At 68.6% G+C, this 16,826-nt stretch carries 14 protein-coding genes and 1 pseudogene; 7 read left to right on the plus strand and 8 right to left on the minus strand.

Translation table 11 applies throughout. The features are described from left to right. Nucleotides 1–151 precede the first annotated feature (151 nt). A complete protein-coding gene (locus AB0N06_RS34725; protein WP_366138672.1) occupies nucleotides 152–316 on the minus strand; it encodes a hypothetical protein in 165 nt (54 codons plus the stop codon). Nucleotides 317–515: 199 nt separating this feature from the next. Between AB0N06_RS34725 and AB0N06_RS34730 the strand changes: the two genes are divergently transcribed. Beyond that, on the plus strand, nucleotides 516–731 hold the full coding sequence (locus AB0N06_RS34730) for a dodecin (protein ID WP_366138685.1): 216 nt from the start codon (nucleotides 516–518) through the stop codon (nucleotides 729–731). Nucleotides 732–746: 15 nt separating this feature from the next. Here AB0N06_RS34730 and AB0N06_RS34735 read toward each other — a convergent pair whose 3' ends face one another. Beyond that, nucleotides 747–1,235, minus strand: a complete 489-nt coding sequence (locus AB0N06_RS34735) for a hypothetical protein (RefSeq protein ID WP_366138673.1) — start codon at nucleotides 1,233–1,235, stop codon at nucleotides 747–749. A 611-nt stretch (nucleotides 1,236–1,846) separates the two neighbouring features. On the opposite strand from AB0N06_RS34735, the gene AB0N06_RS34740 reads away from it, so the two are divergent. Both AB0N06_RS34740 and uvrA read left to right on the plus strand, forming a co-directional pair. Next, a complete protein-coding gene (locus AB0N06_RS34740; protein ID WP_366138674.1) occupies nucleotides 1,847–3,259 on the plus strand; it encodes a polysaccharide pyruvyl transferase family protein in 1,413 nt (470 codons plus the stop codon). Nucleotides 3,260–3,723: 464 nt separating this feature from the next. After that, entirely contained in the window at nucleotides 3,724–6,147 is a 2,424-nt protein-coding gene (gene uvrA, locus AB0N06_RS34745) for an excinuclease ABC subunit UvrA (RefSeq protein ID WP_366138675.1), read from the plus strand. 53 nt (nucleotides 6,148–6,200) lie between these two features. Here uvrA and AB0N06_RS34750 read toward each other — a convergent pair whose 3' ends face one another. Genes AB0N06_RS34750 through AB0N06_RS34760 form a run of 3 tightly spaced genes read right to left on the minus strand, consistent with a single transcriptional unit; the run spans nucleotide 6,201 to nucleotide 9,602 of the window. Beyond that, nucleotides 6,201–6,947: a succinate dehydrogenase/fumarate reductase iron-sulfur subunit gene (locus AB0N06_RS34750; protein ID WP_366138676.1), complete on the minus strand. Its 747-nt coding sequence runs from the start codon at nucleotides 6,945–6,947 to the stop codon at nucleotides 6,201–6,203. Further along, nucleotides 6,944–8,893, minus strand: a complete 1,950-nt coding sequence (locus tag AB0N06_RS34755) for a fumarate reductase/succinate dehydrogenase flavoprotein subunit (protein WP_366138677.1) — start codon at nucleotides 8,891–8,893, stop codon at nucleotides 6,944–6,946. The genes AB0N06_RS34750 and AB0N06_RS34755 overlap by 4 nt, the downstream gene beginning before the upstream one ends. A gap of 1 nt (nucleotide 8,894) precedes the next feature. Continuing rightward, on the minus strand, nucleotides 8,895–9,602 hold the full coding sequence (locus AB0N06_RS34760) for a succinate dehydrogenase (protein WP_366138678.1): 708 nt from the start codon (nucleotides 9,600–9,602) through the stop codon (nucleotides 8,895–8,897). A gap of 94 nt (nucleotides 9,603–9,696) precedes the next feature. Between AB0N06_RS34760 and AB0N06_RS34765 the strand changes: the two genes are divergently transcribed. Beyond that, nucleotides 9,697–10,617: a LysR substrate-binding domain-containing protein gene (locus AB0N06_RS34765; protein WP_366138679.1), complete on the plus strand. Its 921-nt coding sequence runs from the start codon at nucleotides 9,697–9,699 to the stop codon at nucleotides 10,615–10,617. A 28-nt stretch (nucleotides 10,618–10,645) separates the two neighbouring features. Here AB0N06_RS34765 and AB0N06_RS34770 read toward each other — a convergent pair whose 3' ends face one another. The 3 genes and pseudogenes from AB0N06_RS34770 to AB0N06_RS34780 form a co-directional block, all read right to left on the minus strand. Beyond that, complete coding sequence (locus AB0N06_RS34770; protein WP_366138680.1) at nucleotides 10,646–12,820, minus strand: EAL domain-containing protein; 2,175 nt, start codon at nucleotides 12,818–12,820, stop codon at nucleotides 10,646–10,648. After that, nucleotides 12,817–13,635: an SAM-dependent methyltransferase gene (locus AB0N06_RS34775; RefSeq protein ID WP_366138681.1), complete on the minus strand. Its 819-nt coding sequence runs from the start codon at nucleotides 13,633–13,635 to the stop codon at nucleotides 12,817–12,819. Before AB0N06_RS34775 ends, AB0N06_RS34770 begins: the two co-directional genes overlap by 4 nt. A gap of 153 nt (nucleotides 13,636–13,788) precedes the next feature. Further along, nucleotides 13,789–14,633, minus strand: a pseudogene (locus AB0N06_RS34780) (SCO0930 family lipoprotein); the annotation flags it as partial. Between the two features lie 464 nt (nucleotides 14,634–15,097). Between AB0N06_RS34780 and AB0N06_RS34785 the strand changes: the two are divergent. From AB0N06_RS34785 to AB0N06_RS34795, 3 genes are all read left to right on the plus strand, one after another. Continuing rightward, nucleotides 15,098–15,229, plus strand: a complete 132-nt coding sequence (locus AB0N06_RS34785) for a hypothetical protein (protein WP_366138682.1) — start codon at nucleotides 15,098–15,100, stop codon at nucleotides 15,227–15,229. Nucleotides 15,230–15,244: 15 nt separating this feature from the next. Continuing rightward, on the plus strand, nucleotides 15,245–16,009 hold the full coding sequence (locus tag AB0N06_RS34790; RefSeq protein ID WP_366138683.1) for a hypothetical protein: 765 nt from the start codon (nucleotides 15,245–15,247) through the stop codon (nucleotides 16,007–16,009). Between the two features lie 183 nt (nucleotides 16,010–16,192). After that, nucleotides 16,193–16,723 (plus strand): hypothetical protein, encoded by a 531-nt coding sequence (locus AB0N06_RS34795; RefSeq protein WP_366138684.1) that lies wholly within the window; start codon nucleotides 16,193–16,195, stop codon nucleotides 16,721–16,723. The last annotated feature ends 103 nt before the right edge of the window (nucleotides 16,724–16,826 follow it).

Here is a 16,826-nt window from a genome sequence, read left to right on the forward strand (position 1 = left end):
CCCCGGCATGCCCGATCAGCCCCTTCCCGTCGGCGACCACGGACAACCGCCGGTCCCACCCTGTAGGCTCGCTCACCAGATTGGTGCCCTGACTCCCGCAGCGGATACGACGTCGACACTCGCATCCTTGCAGGCCAGCGGCACCTTTCTGCTACCGGGACGTCAGATCACCCAATTCCGCCGAATACCCAGGGTTCATCAGCCAGATCGTCACCATCCTGCCGTCGGGGCCACCCGAGCCCGAGAGGTGGCCGCAGCCGCCCAGCGCGACGGTGGAAACGAGCGTGACGACTCCTATGAGTACGCGGTTCTTCACTGGGTCACCTTCTGCGAAACGGCACGACGAAATCAGGACCCGGTGTGGGGGACTGCGGGCGGCGCTCGCACGGGCGTGGCTGGATTTTGGTATGGACCAATCATTTGGTCAAGGCCTGTTCGTGCCGCGTTCTCCACGCCGACCTCTCGCGTACCCGCGCCGAGTGGGGCACCGTGGTATGGACGAAAGGGGACACATGATGTCCAACAACACGTATCGGGTCACCGAAATCGTAGGAACCTCCCACGAGGGCGTCGACGACGCCATCCGCCGGGGCATCGCGAGGGCGGCGGAAACGTTGCACAATCTCGACTGGTTCGAGATCACCGAGGTGCGTGGGCAAATCGTGGACGGCCGGATCGAGCACTACCAGGTCGGCCTGAAAGTCGGCTTCCGGCTCGACGAGATCACCTGACCCGGTACGCCGCGGTCAGGTACGCCCCGTACGCTCCTGAGCGTCCTTCAACGCAGGCGAGGCCACTGCCCAGCGAGCTCGCACCACGGTGAAACCGGCCAGCTCAGCCGCGTCGCAGACCAGTTCGTCGTCATCGACCAGCATCCGCACCTGACGCTCCCGGCCCAGCCGCTTCAGGATCTCCAGCTTGGTATGGCGGGCCGGGCGACGGTCGTCGTTGCGACGCATGTACATGCGCCCCTCGGGCAGGCCTTGCGCGGCCAGCCACGTCACGGTGTCCCGACGGCAGCGCTCCGGCCGTCCGGTGAGATACCTGATCTCGCACTCCTCGACGCTGCTCAGCACCAGCCGTACGCCCTCGTCGAGCGGCGGATCGTCCACAGCCGCGGCGAAGAAGCCGCCCCAGTCGCGCCGGCCCCCCTCAAGGAAGTGCTGCCGATGCCCGCTGTCCGCGAGCGTGCCATCCAGGTCGAATACGGCCAGCGGCCGGGTTTCATGCGTCACGCGCCCAGCCTAGGAGCTGCCCCGTCATCCCTGACGGGCGCACGACGACGGCTACGGGCGCCTCTCACCGGCGCAACGGCCCGGACCGCCCAGAAGCCGCTCTGAGTCGGCATCGGCGGGCCCCGTTCGTCTTGCCATGCGAGTCCAGGGGGCGCCGTTGGCCGCCGAGCACCCATAGCAGCGGGAACCAAACCGCGACGAACCGGTCAAGGACCCGAGCTCAGTCGCCTGTTGCCCCGTCGATCCGCTCCCGCTGTGCGGTTCGCTCGACCGGCGGCGCTCTCCATGTCATGCACCCACTTTCACCGCCACCTCGCCGGAAACGCCAACAGGTGCACCGCGGGCACCTGCCTCTCCGACCCCGGGCAGGTTCCCCCCGAACGGCGCGCCTCTGCGCAGGAGAAGGGTAGGGCTGGGGACGCGCACCCTCAAGAGTGCGCCATATGGGCCGATTTGGACACCTTCGACGACATGCGAATAGGGCAGGATCCGGTTCGTCGAGCCGATCCGTGCGGGCGAGTGAGTAGCCGTACGCTCACGTTCCGCGTTCGCCGAAATGGTTGTACCGACCCAGGTAGAATCCAAAACCTTCGTAAAGCTAACCTTAATTTGTGGCATCTAACGCAACCGATGTGAAGCGAATACTCCTGCGCTCAGGGAAGAGTCCGTACGACGTCGTTCCTGTTGAGCGCGCCCTCCATGAGGACGTGTTCGCGACAAACTCAGGCAATCTGATCTTCAGCGATGCCGCACACAAGATCCTCGAGACGCCGCGGACCGAGGTGGTCTCCAACGGCATCCGGACCAGGGTCGCCGCCGCCGAGCGGATCAACGAGGAGTGCGACGCTTTCGTCATCCCGCTCGCCAATGCCTTCCGGCCGTCCTTCGAGCCCCAGCTCAAGCGGCTGACCCAGCTCATCTCGAAGCTGAAGATCCCGGTCATCGTGCCGGGGGTCGGCGCGCAGTCCAGCACCGACTACTCCACGGACCGGCTGCGGCCCATGGCGCCCACGGTGCGCGCGTTCGTCTCCGCGGTGCTGGACCGCAGCGCTTCCATCGGAGTGCGCGGAGAGTTCACCGAGCGCTTCCTGCGAGACATGGGCTTCCGCGACGTGGAGGTCATCGGCTGCCCGTCGATGTTCATGGGCGGCCGCGATCTCTTCATCCGTGAGAACGCCCGGCCGCTGGGACCCGAGTCGCGGATCGCGATCAACGGATCGCACGACGCCGTCAAGAGGTACAAGCTCGGGCGGATCATCGATCACGCGCATGCGCGCTATCCCCATCTGCGCTTCATCGGGCAGAACCTGTCCGATGCCCGTCAGCTGCACTGGCGTGACCTGAGCCACGCGAACGCCGCCGTCACGGACATCCCCACTCACCCCGACCACCCGATGTACATGGAGGGCAAGGTCAGGGTCTATATCGACCCCAAGACGTGGGTGGACGACCTGCGGGGCTTCGACTTCTCGTTCGGCTCCCGGATCCACGGCAACATAGCGGCGCTGCTCGCCGGAACGCCGGCGACGGTGCTCTGCAGTGACTCCCGGACGCTGGAGCTGTGCCGCTACTTCGACATTCCGCACCGGATGCTCGCCAAGGTGCCCGAGAACCTGGATCCCGCGGAACTGTGCGCCGAGGCGGACTTCGGGCCTCTGATGCGCGGCCACAACGAGCGGTTCGACCGGTTCATGAACTTCCTGGACAAGAACGGCCTGGAGAACACCTTCGCCCACGGCGACGGGGGCGCGGCCTTCGAGTCCCGCATGAGCGAACTGGCCTTCCCCGCGGGCGTCCGTCCCTGGACCGGCAGCGGCGTCCTCGAGATGAGCACGCGCCTCAACTGGCTCCAGTCGCAACTGACCGAGCTCACCGACCGGAACACCCTGCTGGAACGGCGCCTCGCGAAGGCCACCAGGGTGCCCGTCCCGCGCGACAGTGCGAGCCCCGAGCGACGGCCGTACCAGCGCGCCCGCCGGGTCATCCCCGGCCCCATCAAGCGGGCACTGCGCGGCGCCCGCTAGTGCCGCGGCAGGCAACGTTTGCCCGTAAAGGAGCGGCGTCCGGTGCGTGCTGTCGGCGTGCCGGCCGGAAGCCCTCGTACTGGATGTACTTGGGTTTTCGGCCGGTGCGGCGAGAGTGCGTGCCGAGCGTCGCGACGGGGCGAACGTTGCCTGTTGGGGCACTAGCGAGCGAAGGTGGTGTTCCCCTCCCTGACCTGCGGGTGTATGGAGGGGAACATCGGCGTCAGCGTTGCGGGCCCAGCACCGCCGACGCCTAGGTCCTGTCCTGCCGATCTTCGTGGGCCCGGAACGCCTGGCACGGCACCTCGCTGCGTTGCCGGAGTCGTCCACGTACGTCCAGTACGAGGACGATCCTCCGCCTTGCGATGCACCGCACCAGACGCCCCGGGCTGGACCGGCACTAGAATTCGACTGTTTGTCCCCAGCTGCTGGCCCTGCCCCCATTCGTACGGAGTTCCGCGCGCATGCCCACCCCCCACGATCCGTACGTCCGAGTGCGCGGCGCCCGTGAGCACAATCTGCAGGACGTCCACGTCGACATCCCGCGCGACACCCTCACCGTCTTCACGGGCGTCTCGGGCTCCGGGAAGTCCTCCCTCGCCTTCGGGACGATCTACGCCGAGGCCCAGCGTCGCTACTTCGAGTCCGTCGCCCCGTACGCCCGGCGGCTCATCCACCAGGTCGGCGCGCCGAAGGTCGGCGAGATCACCGGTCTGCCACCCGCCGTCTCGCTGGAGCAGCGGCGCTCGGCGCCCGGTGCCCGTTCCTCGGTCGGTACGGTCACCACGCTGTCCAACTCGCTGCGGATGCTGTTCTCGCGCGCCGGGGAGTATCCGGCGGGGGCCGAGCGGCTGGACTCGGACGCGTTCTCGCCGAACACCGCCGCCGGGGCCTGCCCCGAGTGCCACGGTCTGGGGCGTATCCACCGCACCACCGAGGAGCTTCTCGTCCCGGACCCGTCGCTGTCGATCCGGGAGGGCGCGATCGCCGCCTGGCCGGGCGCCTGGCAGGGCAAGAACCTGCGCGACGTGCTGGACACGCTGGGGTACGACATCGACCGGCCGTGGCGAGAGCTGGACGCGCAGGACCGGGAGTGGATCCTCTTCACCGAAGATCAGCCGGTGGTGACGGTCCACCCGGTGCGGGAAGCGGGCCGGATCCAGCGCCCGTACCAGGGCACGTACATGAGTACGCGGCGCTATGTGATGCACACCTTCGCGGACTCCAAGAGCCGCACCCTGCGGGCCAAGGCCGAGCGCTTCCTGACCAGCGCCCCCTGTCCGGTCTGTGGCGGCACTCGGCTGCGTCCGGAGGCGATGGCCGTCACCTTTGCCGGCCGTACGATCGCCGAGCTGGCCTCGCTGCCCCTCGCGCGCCTCGCCGACGTGCTGTCGGCTGCGGGCGGCGATGACACCGCGCGGCTGCTGACGACGGATCTGCTGGCCCGGATCGGGACGGTGACCGAGCTGGGGCTCGGCTATCTCAGTCTCGACCGCACGGCTCCGACGCTGTCCTCCGGCGAGCTGCAGCGGCTGCGGCTCGCCACCCAGCTGCGCTCGGGGCTGTTCGGGGTCGTCTATGTGCTGGACGAGCCGTCGGCCGGTCTGCACCCGGCGGACACCGCGTCGTTGCTCGCGGTCCTCGGCCGGCTGAAGGAGGCCGGGAACTCGGTCTTCGTCGTGGAGCACCAGATGGATGTGGTGCGACAGGCGGACTGGCTGGTCGACGTGGGGCCGCTGGCCGGTGAGCACGGGGGGCGGGTGCTCCACAGCGGTCCCCCGGCCGGACTCGCGGACGTCGTGGAGTCCGCGACGCGGCGGTTCCTTTTCGACGGGGGTCCGGCTCCTGCCCGGGAGCCGCGTACGCCCTCCGGGTGGCTGAAGCTGATCGGTGTCGACCGGCACAATGTGCGCGGGGTGGATGCCGCGTTCCCGCTCGGGGTCTTCACCGCGGTCACCGGGGTCTCCGGCTCCGGGAAGTCGACTCTGGTCGGTCAGGTACTCGCCGGGGCCCTCGCCGACCGACAGTCGTCCGCCACCGCCGACCTTCCGGTCGAGCGGCCCACGGCCGGCTGCGCGTCGGCGCAAGGGCTGGAGGCGGTGGACCGTCTCGTCCAGGTCGACCAGAAGCCGATCGGCCGTACCCCGCGCTCCAATCTGGCCACGTACACCGGGCTCTTCGATGTCGTGCGGAAATTGTTCACCGAGACCGACACGGCGCGCGAACGCGGCTACAGGGCGGGGCGGTTCTCGTTCAACGTGGCGGGCGGGCGGTGCGAGACCTGCCAGGGCGAGGGGTTCGTCTCCGTCGAGCTGCTCTTCCTGCCGAGCACGTACGCGCCCTGCCCGGACTGCCATGGTGCGCGGTACAACCCGCAGACGCTGGAGATCACCCTGCGCGGGCTGAACATCGCGCAGGTGCTGGATCTGACCGTGGAGTCGGCGGCCGGCTTCTTCGCCGGGACACCCGCCGCCGAGCGCAGTCTGCGGACACTGCTCGATGTGGGGCTCGGCTATCTGCGGCTGGGGCAGCCGGCGACGGAGCTGTCCGGCGGTGAGGCCCAGCGGATCAAGCTCGCCACCGAGCTGCAGCGCACTCGTCGCGGCCACACCTTGTATCTGCTCGACGAACCGACAACAGGGCTGCATCCGGCCGATGTCGAGGTGCTGATGCGGCAGTTGCACGGGCTGGTCGATGCGGGTAGCACGGTGGTGGTCGTGGAGCACGACATGGCCGTGGTCGCGGGTGCCGACTGGGTGATCGACCTCGGCCCCGGAGGCGGAGACCGGGGTGGCCGGATCGTCGCGGTGGGGACGCCCGCAGAGGTGGCGGGTGCGGCGGACAGCCGGACCGCGGCGTACCTGACGGCCGCTCTCAGGTCGGCCTGACGGTCAATCACGACGCGACACTCCTTCTCCCACCCCCCACCTTCCGGTCGGTCTCAGCGTCGGACCTTCCGGGTCGCCCGCAGCCACTCCTTGTTCATCGCCGAGATCGACGGCAGCGGAATGCCCTTCGGGCAGGCCGTGGCACACTCCCCGGTGAGCGTGCAGCCACCGAACCCCTCGCTGTCCATCTGCTCGACCATGTCGAGCACCCGCGTCTCGCGCTCGGGGGCGCCCTGCGGCAGGACGTTGAGGTGGTTGATCTTCGCCGAGGTGAAGAGCATCGCCGAGCCGTTGGGGCAGGCCGCTACGCAGGCGCCGCAGCCGATGCACTCGGCGTGCTCGAACGCGAAATCGGCGTCGGGCTTGGGCACGGGTGTGGCGTGGGCGTCGGGTGCGGTGCCGGTCGGGGCGGAGATGTAGCCGCCCGCCTGGATGATCCGGTCGAAGGCGGACCGGTCCACGACCAGGTCCTTGACGACCGGGAACGCCGAGGCGCGCCACGGTTCGATGTCGATCGTGTCGCCGTCCTCGAAGGACCGCATGTGGAGCTGACAGGTGGTGGTGCGCTCCGGGCCGTGCGCGTCGCCGTTGATGACGAGGCTGCACGCGCCGCAGATGCCTTCGCGGCAGTCATGGTCGAAGGCGACAGGATCGTCGCCGGCGAGGATGAGCTCCTCGTTGAGGGTGTCGAGCATCTCCAGGAACGACATGTCCTGCGAGATGCCGTCCACCTGGTAGGTGGACATGGCGCCGGGGGCGTCGGCGTTCTTCTGGCGCCAGACGCGCAGGGTGAGCTTCATGCGTAGCTCCGCTGAGTGGGGTGGACGTACTCGAAGACGAGGTCTTCCTTGTGCAGGACGGGGGCGTCGCCGGTGTCTGTGAACTCCCAGGCGGCGGCGTACGAGAACTCCTCGTCCCGGCGGGCGGCTTCGCCGTCCGGGGTCTGCGACTCCTCGCGGAAGTGGCCTCCGCAGGACTCGGCGCGGTGCAGGGCGTCGAGACACATGAGCTCGGCGAGCTCCAGATAGTCGACGATCTGGTTGGCCTTCTCCAGCGACTGGTTGAACTCCTCGCCGGTGCCGGGAACCTTGATGCGGCGCCAGAACTCCTCGCGGATCCGCGGGATCCGGTCGAGCGCCTTGCGCAGCCCCTCCTCGGTGCGGGCCATCCCGCAGTACTCCCACATCAGTTCGCCGATTTCGCGGTGAAAGGAGTCGGGGGTGCGGTCGCCGTCGACGGCGAGCAGCAGGTTCAGCCGGTCCTCGGTCTCCGCGACGGCTTCTTCCACGGCGGGGTGCGAGGCGTCGACCTCGCCGTGGTGCGGGTTGCGGGCCAGGTAGTCGTTGATGGTCGACGGGAGGACGAAGTAGCCGTCGGCAAGACCCTGCATCAGTGCCGAGGCGCCGAGCCGGTTGGCCCCGTGGTCGGAGAAGTTGGCCTCGCCGATCGCGAACAGGCCAGGGATCGTGGTCTGGAGGTCGTAGTCGACCCAGAGTCCGCCCATCGTGTAGTGCACGGCTGGGTAGATGCGCATCGGGGTCTCGTACGGGTTCTCCGCGGTGATCCGCGCGTACATGTCGAAGAGGTTGCCGTACTTCTCCTCGACCTTCGCCCTGCCCATGCGCTGGATGGCCTCCGCGAAGTCGAGGTAGACACCCTGTCCGCCGGGGCCGACGCCGCGGCCCTCGTCGCAGACGTTCTTCGCGGCGCGCGAGGCGATGTCGCGGGGCACGAGGTTGCCGAAGGCCGGGTAGATGCGCTCCAGGTAGTAGTCGCGCTCCTCCTCGGGGATCTCGTTGGCGGAGCGGGTGTCGCCCTTCGCCCTGGGCACCCAGATCCGGCCGTCGTTGCGCAGCGACTCGCTCATCAGCGTCAGCTTGGACTGGTGGTCGCCGGTACGCGGGATACAGGTGGGGTGGATCTGGGTGAAGCACGGGTTGGCGAAGTACGCTCCGCGCCGGTGGGCGCGCCAGATGGCGGTGGCGTTGGAGTTCATGGCGTTCGTCGACAGGTAGAAGACGTTGCCGTAGCCGCCGCTGGCCAGGACGACCGCGTCGGCGAAGTACGTGTCGATCTTCCCGGTGACGAGGTCACGCGCGACGATGCCGCGGGCCTTGCCGTCGACGATGATCAGGTCGAGCATCTCGGTACGGGCGTGCAGCTCGACGTTGCCCGCGGCGATCTGCCGGGACAGTGCCTGGTAGGCGCCGAGGAGCAGTTGCTGGCCGGTCTGGCCGCGGGCGTAGAACGTGCGGGAGACCTGGACACCGCCGAAGGAGCGGTTGTCGAGGAGGCCGCCGTACTCGCGGGCGAACGGGACGCCCTGCGCGACGCACTGGTCGATGATCTCGACGGAGATCTGGGCGAGCCGGTGAACATTGGACTCGCGGGCGCGGAAGTCGCCGCCCTTGACGGTGTCGTAGAAGAGCCGGTGGATCGAGTCGCCGTCGTTGCGGTAGTTCTTCGCGGCGTTGATGCCGCCCTGGGCGGCGACGGAGTGGGCGCGGCGGGGCGAGTCCTGGAAGCAGAACTGGACGACGTGGTAGCCCTGTTCGGCCAGCGTGGCCCCGGCCGATCCGCCGGCCAGACCGGTGCCGACGACGATGACGGTGTGCTTGCGTCGGTTGGCCGGGTTGACGAGCTTGGCCTCGAAGCGGCGGGTGTCCCAGCGTTCGGCGACGGGGCCCTTGGGGGCCTTGGTGTCGACGACGGGTGCGCCGGTCTCGTAGTGCGAGTAGTCGGTCATGTCAGCTCACGACTCCGGTCATGACGGCGACGGGTACGGAGATGAAGCCCATCGTCAGCACCAGTGCGAGGACGTTGGCGATGGTCTTGAGGACACGGTCGCGGCTCGCCCTGCCCGCGCCGAGGGTCTGCGCGGCACTCCAGAACCCGTGCTGGACGTGGAGTCCGAGAGCGAGCATGGCGACGATGTAGATGACGTTGCCGTACCAGGTGGAGAAGGTGTCGACGACGTTCTGATACGGGTGCCCGGACTGGAAGCCGCCGGAGTGGACCGTGCCGGTGGTCAGGTCGAGGACGTGCCAGACGATGAACAGGGCGAGGATGATCCCGCCCCACCGCATGGTGCGGGTGGCGTAGCTCGCGCGGGGCTTCTTGTGGACGTACTTGCTGGGGCGCGCCCTGATGTCCCGGCGGCTCAGCTGGTACGCGGAGGTGGCGTGCGCCACGACAGCGACGACGAGCACCACACGGACGATCCACAGGGCCCACTCGTAGTGCAGGAAGGGCTCACCCATGACCCGCAGCCAGTGGGCGTAGTGGTTGAACTCCCCCGGCCCGAAGAAGATCTTCAGGTTGCCGATCATGTGGACCACCAGGTAGCCGAGCATGATCAGGCCGCTCACGGCCATGACCGTCTTCTTGCCGACGGACGAGTCCCAGAGCGTACGCGTCATGGACGGTCGTCGGTCCGTCCGTGTTGCCAGTGCCATGGGCACGACGCTACGACCGCAGGGCTCATCGGTCCAAGACATGGTGTGGCTCATGTCCATAGCCTCTGGCTATGATGCGGGCTAGGCTGGGTGTATGCAGTTTCAGCAGCTCATGTACTTCGTGGCCGTCGCCGAGACACGGCACTTCACCCGTGCCGCGGAGGAGGTGCATGTTTCGCAGCCCTCGCTCTCCCAGCAGATCAGGGCGCTGGAGAACGAGCTGGGGGCGGAGCTGTTCAGCCGGGCCCGCGGCAACATCACCCTGACCGACGCGGGCGAGGCCCTGCTGCCGCTGGCCCGCCGGATCCTGGCGGATGCCGATACCGCCCGGCACGAGGTGCAGGAGCTGGCCCAGCTGCGCCGGGGCCGGGTCAGGCTCGGAGCGACGCCGAGCCTGTGCACGGGGCTGCTGCCCGACGTACTGCGCACGTTTCACGACCAGCACCCGGGAATCCAGCTGCTGTTGGAGGAGGGCGGCTCGCACGACCTCGTACGGGAGCTGGCGCGGGGGGCGCTCGATCTCGCACTGGTGGTCCTGCCGCTGCCGGCCGCGTCGCCTGCGCTGACCACGGTGGAGCTGCTCCAGGAGGACCTGGTGGTGGTGTCGTCGGCGGAGGCTCCACGACCGGGGAAGGGCGCAAGCGTGCGGATCGCGGATCTGCAGGGTGAGCCGCTGGTGATGTTCCGGCACGGCTACGACCTGCGGGAGCTGACCGTGGCCGCGTGCCGGGCGGAGGGCTTCGAGCCCTCGTTCACGGTGGAGGGCGGCGAAATGGACGCGGTGCTCGGTTTCGTACGGGCGGGACTGGGCGTGGCGGTGGTGCCCAGCATGGTGGCGATCCGGACGGGGCACGGCCTGCGGACGACACGGCTGGCCCCGCCGGGGCTGCGGCGCACGATCGCACTGGCGCACCGCAGTGACGTGGCGCCTCCGCGGGCGGCGCGCGAGCTCCAGCGGGTACTGCTGGCCAGTCGGCCGGACGGGCTCGGGAGATCGAACCCGTCCGGAAGCTGAGGACGCAGCCGGTGCCGGCCCTCCCCGCTCAGACCGCGTCGGCCAGCAGCAAGGAATGGATCCGGTCAGGCGCCCCGGGCCGCGCGTAGTACCACCCCTGGGCCGTGTCGCAGCCGAGTTTCCGGAGCTGCTCCGCCTGCGCTCCTGTCTCGACACCCTCCACCGTGACCGCCAGGTCCAGGCTGTGCGCCAGAGAGACGATCCCCTCGACGATCTTCAGGTCGACCGGGTCGGCCGGATGCTGCTGCATGCCCTGGGTGAAGGAACGGTCCAGCTTCAGCACGCTCACCGGCAGCCGACGCAGATTGGCCAGGTTCGAGTAGCCCGTACCGAAGTCGTCGAGCGCTATGTCGACACCCATCTCGGCCAGTTGCCGCAGCGGCTTGAGCAGGTCGTCGTCGGCTCCGATGACCGCGGACTCGGTGACCTCCAGGCACAGCGCTCCCGGCTCGAGACCCGAGCGTTCCAGCACGTCCACGATCTCGGTGACCAGCCGCGGATGGTGCAGCTGGGTCGGCGAGAGGTTGACGTTGATCCGCAGCGGACCCCCGTCGCTGTGCCGCTCCTGCCAGAAGTTGGCCTGGCGTACGGACTCCTCCAGCACCCACCGCCCGAGCGGCACGATCAGCCCGGTGTGCTCGGCGAGCGGAATGAATCGGTCCGGCCCGAGCACCCCGTGCTGCGGATGACACCAGCGCACCAGGGCCTCGGCGCCGTGGACCGTGCCGTCACCGAGGTGCACGAGCGGCTGGTACTCGATGAAGAACTCGCCGCGCTCCAGGGCGGCGGGCAGCGCGGTGGTCAGCCCGTGCCTGGTGATGGCGCGGGCGTCCGCCTCGGCGTCGGCGATTTCGAAGCGGTTGCCGCCCGCCGACTTGGCCCGGTACATCGTGATGTCGGCGCTGCGCAGCACCTCGGCGGCGCTGCGTTCGCCCGCCGGCCCTTCGACGACGCCGATGGAGCCTCGTACGGTCAGTTCGCGGCCGTCGAGCCGGATCGGCGTGGCGATCACACCGAGGATCCGGGAGGCCAGTTCGCCGACCTCCGACTCGGTGTGCGGGCCGGTGGTCAGCGCCACGAACTCGTCGCCGCCGAGCCGCGCCACCATCTCGCCCGGCGCGGTCGCACAGCTCTGCAGCCGGTCGGCGACCTCGACGAGCAGCCGGTCGCCTGCCGCATGGCCCAGGCTGTCGTTGATCGCCTTGAAGCCGTCGAGGTCGAGGTAGCAGAGCCCGAAGCGGCTGCCGTCGTCGGCGGAGAGCGCCTTCTCCAGCCGTTCGAAGAACAGCGTGCGGTTGGGCAGGCCGGTGAGCGCGTCGTGGGTCGCCTCGTACCGCAGCCGCAGATTCAGCAGCCTGCGCTCCGTGGTGTCCTCCATGAGCGCCAGCTGGTACTGCGGCCGGCCTTCGGGGTCGCGGAGCAGCGACACCGTGAGGTTGGTCCACAGGACGGTGCCGTCATTGCGGTAGTACGGCTTCTCGACGCGATAGTGCTCGCGTTCGCCGCGTACCAGCTCCTCGTAGTACTTCCACACGTGCGGCGAGTCCTCGGGGTGGACCCACTCGTTGACCTTGTGGCTGCGGACATGGTGGTCGAGGCCGCCGAACATCCGGGTCAGCGTGTCGTTGACCTCCAGCACATTGCCTTCCAGGTCGGCGATCCCGATGCCGATGGCGGCGTCCTTGAAGACAGCACGGAACCGCGCCTCGGTGGCGTGCAGGGCCTGCTCGGCGTTGGAGCGGGCGATGAGCGCCGAGCGGGCGATGGCCTCCTGTTCGGCCAGGGTCCGCTCGCGCAGCGCCTGGGTGAATCCGCCCGCCAGGGCGTGCTGCATGCGGGCACAACGGGCCCTGCTGTCCTCGGTCGACAGGGTCACCGGGCCGTTGGCGCCGCAGTAGAGCACCAGGTACGAGTCGACGACGCCGAGCGTGGAGCTGAGCGCATCCGGGTCCGTGCAGTGCGCGGCGACGAGCGCGGCTCCCACCTTGTTGGCGGGCGCCGGGTCGAAGGGACGCGCGTGCAGGATGTCGCTCAACCTGCGGGCCAGCGGCAGCAGATGCTGTTCGAACTCCGGACGGGTCATGGAGGTGGCCGTCGAGGGGAAGATGGCCCGGCTCCAGATGGTGGCGAATCTCCGGAGCCGGTCCTCGGCATCGTCGGGCTCCGCGTCCGGTGCTTCGGACGCTTGGGCGGGAATGCTCACGCCTTGCGTCCCACTCCGCCGAAGCCCGAGAAGGCATACGGGTCTTCCTGCTCCTGCACCACGGGGGTGTCGGGACGCCAGTTGGGCATGGCCACGAGCCCGGGCTCGACCATCTCGTACCCGTCGAAGAACCGGCTGACCTCGTCGCGCGACCGCATGATCAGCGGGTTGCGGATGTTCCGGTAGACACCGACCGCACCGCCCGCCTCCTCCTTGGTGAGCGGGATGCCCTCGTACGAGGCGTGGGTGATGACGAGCAGGCTTCCAGGGGCGAGTGACTCACTCAGGGCGGCAACGGCCGCCTGCGGGTCGTCGGCGTCCTCGATGAAGTGGAGGACGGCGACGAGCAGGAGCGCCACCGGGCGTTCCAGGTCGAGGAGTTCGCTGACCTCGGGACTCTTCAGAATCTCCTGCGGGCGACGCAGATCGGCGCCGGCGACGACCGCGCGGTCGTTTCCTTCGAGTACGGCCTGGCTGTGCGCGACCGCAACGGGGTCGTGGTCAACGTACGCCACCCGTGCCTCCGGGTCCGCGGCCTGGGCGACTTCGTGGACATTACCGAAGGTCGGTATGCCGGAACCGATGTCCAGGAACTGAGTGACGCCTTCACTCACCGCATGGCGCACTGCCCTGCGCATAAAGGCGCGATTGGCCTGCATGATCTTGGGGAGCCCCGGCATGAACTCCATGGCCTTGCGGGCCGCTTCCCGGTCCACCTCGAAATTGTGCGATCCGCCCAGATAGAAGTCATACATGCGTGAAACGCTCGGCACTGAAATGTCAATGCCTCGCGGTGCCCAGGCGGGACGCTCCATCGATGTCTCCAACAAGTCGCCACGGCGATCCGGCCATGTTCATGGTCAGTGTTGACCAGAGGTTACTGACCGACCGCCAGGAGAGCGAGCGGAAACGGAAATTAGCGGTCCGTTATTGGTCACACACCAGTGGCATGCGCAACCGGCCCGTCGCTATCGGTGACATTCAGCGACGGGCCGGTGTCCGGAACGGCTGTTGCGGGGCCACTTGGGGGCGCCGACGAGCTTTGCGTCGGGGGACACCGCGTACCATGTGCCCCCGACACCCTGGCCGTTGGTGTCACCCGGCTTCGCATCACCGGAGAAGGCATAGAGAGGCCAGCCGTCGATGGCCTGCTGCTTGAGACCGTCGGGGCGATGGAAAGTGACAAAACCCTTGGCGGTCACGCCCTTCACATCATTCTTGGCCAACGGGGCGATAACCGGCCACTTCGTGAGACAGGCCCGGTGCAGGCCGACTTCATCGGCCATGCCGTGTCCTTCTTGAACCGGTAGACCGTCATGCCGCGCTTGTCGACGACGATGTCTCCGAGTTTCGGGCCCTTGCGGACCGAAAGCCCCGCGAGATCAGCCTGCTCACCACCGGTCGGACCGTCGGCGTTCGACGCAGCCTTCGTGCCGTCCGGCGCAGAGGCGAACCACGTGCCTCCCACTCCCTGACCATTGACGTCTCCGGGCTTGGTGTCCTTGGTGTACCGGCACATCGGCCACCCTGCAATGGTGAGTTGCCGGGTGCCGTCCGCACGGATGACTTTGCCGATCAGGGCTCCATCGGTACCGACGGCGGCCGTCACATTGCCCGCGGGAACGACCGGCCAGGTCTTCGCGCAGTCGCCCTCGCAATTCGACTTCGGCGGGCTCGCGTTGTCCTTGTCGAAACGGTAGAGAGTGAATCCCTCGCTGTCCGTCACGGCCTTGCCGAGTTCCTTGCTGTCCCACACCGCGAGCTGTCCCGCCTGCTTGGACTTGCCCGCCTGGGCCCCGGAATCGGATCCGTAGTCGCTGCCGATCCGCAAACCCTCAGCGCTCCAGGTCCCCTCCATCAGGGGAATCAGGACCGTGGTCCGCGTGCCGTCCGACCGGCCGGAACATGCTCCCCGTCGTGTACGGATCCCTCTTCGGGCGGCTCACCGCAGCCGTCGCACTCAGCTGGCTCCTGACCGCCCCGGTGCCCGCGGTGGCCGACAACTGCTCGTACGCCTCGATCGGGGACGGCGGCGGGAACTCGGCGGTCGCCACATCGGGCGACGGTCATTGCCAGGCAGGCCCGGCACCCAGACCGACCTCGCGGCCGACACCCCCAGCCCCGGCTCCCCCGCCCCCGCCCCCGCCCCCGCCCCCGCCGCCTCCCCCTCCGCCACCACCACCGGCACCGGCGCCCCCGCCGCCACCACCGGCGCCCACACCGCCTCCTCCGGAGCCCACTCGCTCCGTACGCCCCACGCCACCCCCGCCCAAGCCGGTGGCGATCCCCACCTACCGCAAGCCAGCGCGCAAGGTCCCCCAGCGAGGCCCGTCCCTGGTCACCCTCACCCTGCTGATCACCGCTCCCGCGGTGTTCGCCGTCGCCGTGCTACGTCCCCGCTCCCGTTGACCTACGGAGAAGCCCATGTCGGAATGGCTCGTTCTCACCCTCGCCATGGCCGCGGCCTGCGCCGTCGTGCTCACCATCGCCGTCCTCAAGAATCGCCGCGTCGGGGAAAACGACGACCCGTCCGAAACCCCTGACGTCATCGAATACATGACGATGATGATCGGCGTGGTGTACGCCATCGTGCTCGGCCTCGCCATCGCGGGCGTCTGGGAGGGGCGGAGCGCCGCCCAGGAGTACGTCCGCCAGGAGGCCCAGGCCTTGCACGAGGTGAACGCCCGATCCTCGGTCTACCCCGCCGAGGTGCGTACCCGGATCCGCGCCGACGTCGACGCGTACGTCGGTCACGTCGTCCACGACGAGTGGAGGGCGATGACGGAGCACGGAAGCCTCACCGACGAGGGCGCCGAACTCCTCGGCCGGGTACGTGCCGATGTCACCGACTACCGGCCGAGGAACGACCACGAAGGGCAGGCGTATCAGCCACTGGTCGATCAGGTCGCCGCGGCCGACGACGCGCGCAGTGCCCGCGCCCAGAGCGCCGGCGCCACGATGCCGGGCGTGGTCTGGTTCGGTCTGATCACCGGGGCGCTGGTGACCGTCGGGCTGATCTTCACCCTGCAGATCCGCCGAACATTCCGGGAACTCCTGCTGGCCGGGCTGTTCAGTGTGCTCATCGCCTTCCTGCTTTTCCTGATCTGGGACTTCGACTCCCCCTTCGGCCGCGGCATCTCGGCCACGGCCGCGCCGTTCCTCGACCTCTTTCCCAACGTGTCGGGCTGACCGTCGCCCTGACGGCCTGACGTCCCGTTGGTGCGCCGCCCGGGGGACACCGGTGCCCCATTCGCCGGTCCCCGATCGCGAGCGATATACAGCACTTCTAACGTTTCCTTTATCGAGGTGCACATGTGACGCTTTGTGGATATTCGTTCCGCAGTTGCTCCTCGGGGAACTGGAGGATTCACCATGCGCACCATAGGTGTCGCACCCGTCGCCCTGCTCGGCGCCGCCACTCTCGCCCTGACCGCTCCGGCTGCGACCGCGTACGCCGTGACGTCGGGGGGCGCGCCAGGCGCGACCGGATACACCGTTGCTCCGTCGGTGATCGCGCCGGGCGGCCAGGTCACCCTGGCCGCACGGGGGTGCCTAACAACAGCAACGGCCAGCTCGGGCATCTTCGACAGCATCACTATTCCCAGAGGAGGCAGCGCCTCGGCCACGGTCGACTGGGATGCAAAACCCGGCGCTTCCTATGAAGTGTCGTTCATTTGCAATACATCGCCGACCTCCACGGCGGAGATCGGTCTCGCGATCTCCGCCCCCACCCCCACCCCCGGCTCCACGGCGATCGCGCCGAACGGTGTACAGGGTGATCTCGGCGGCAGCATCGGCCGGATGAATGCCGCGCAACTGGTCGGCGGCACGGCAGTGGCCGTGGCCGCGACCACCGGCGCCGTCTTCGTGGTGCGCCGGCGCAACGAGAGGTACAGCCACTGACCGGCGCAGACCGTCGGTGGTACGCCCGTCGCCCCGGGTCCTGGATCAGGACCACCGTGAAATCTAAGGATCTCGCCGATCCTGTGCCAACGACAGCTGTCAC

It is taken from the genome of Streptomyces sp. NPDC051020 (genome assembly GCF_040683105.1).
Classification (GTDB): Bacteria; Actinomycetota; Actinomycetes; order Streptomycetales; family Streptomycetaceae; genus Streptomyces.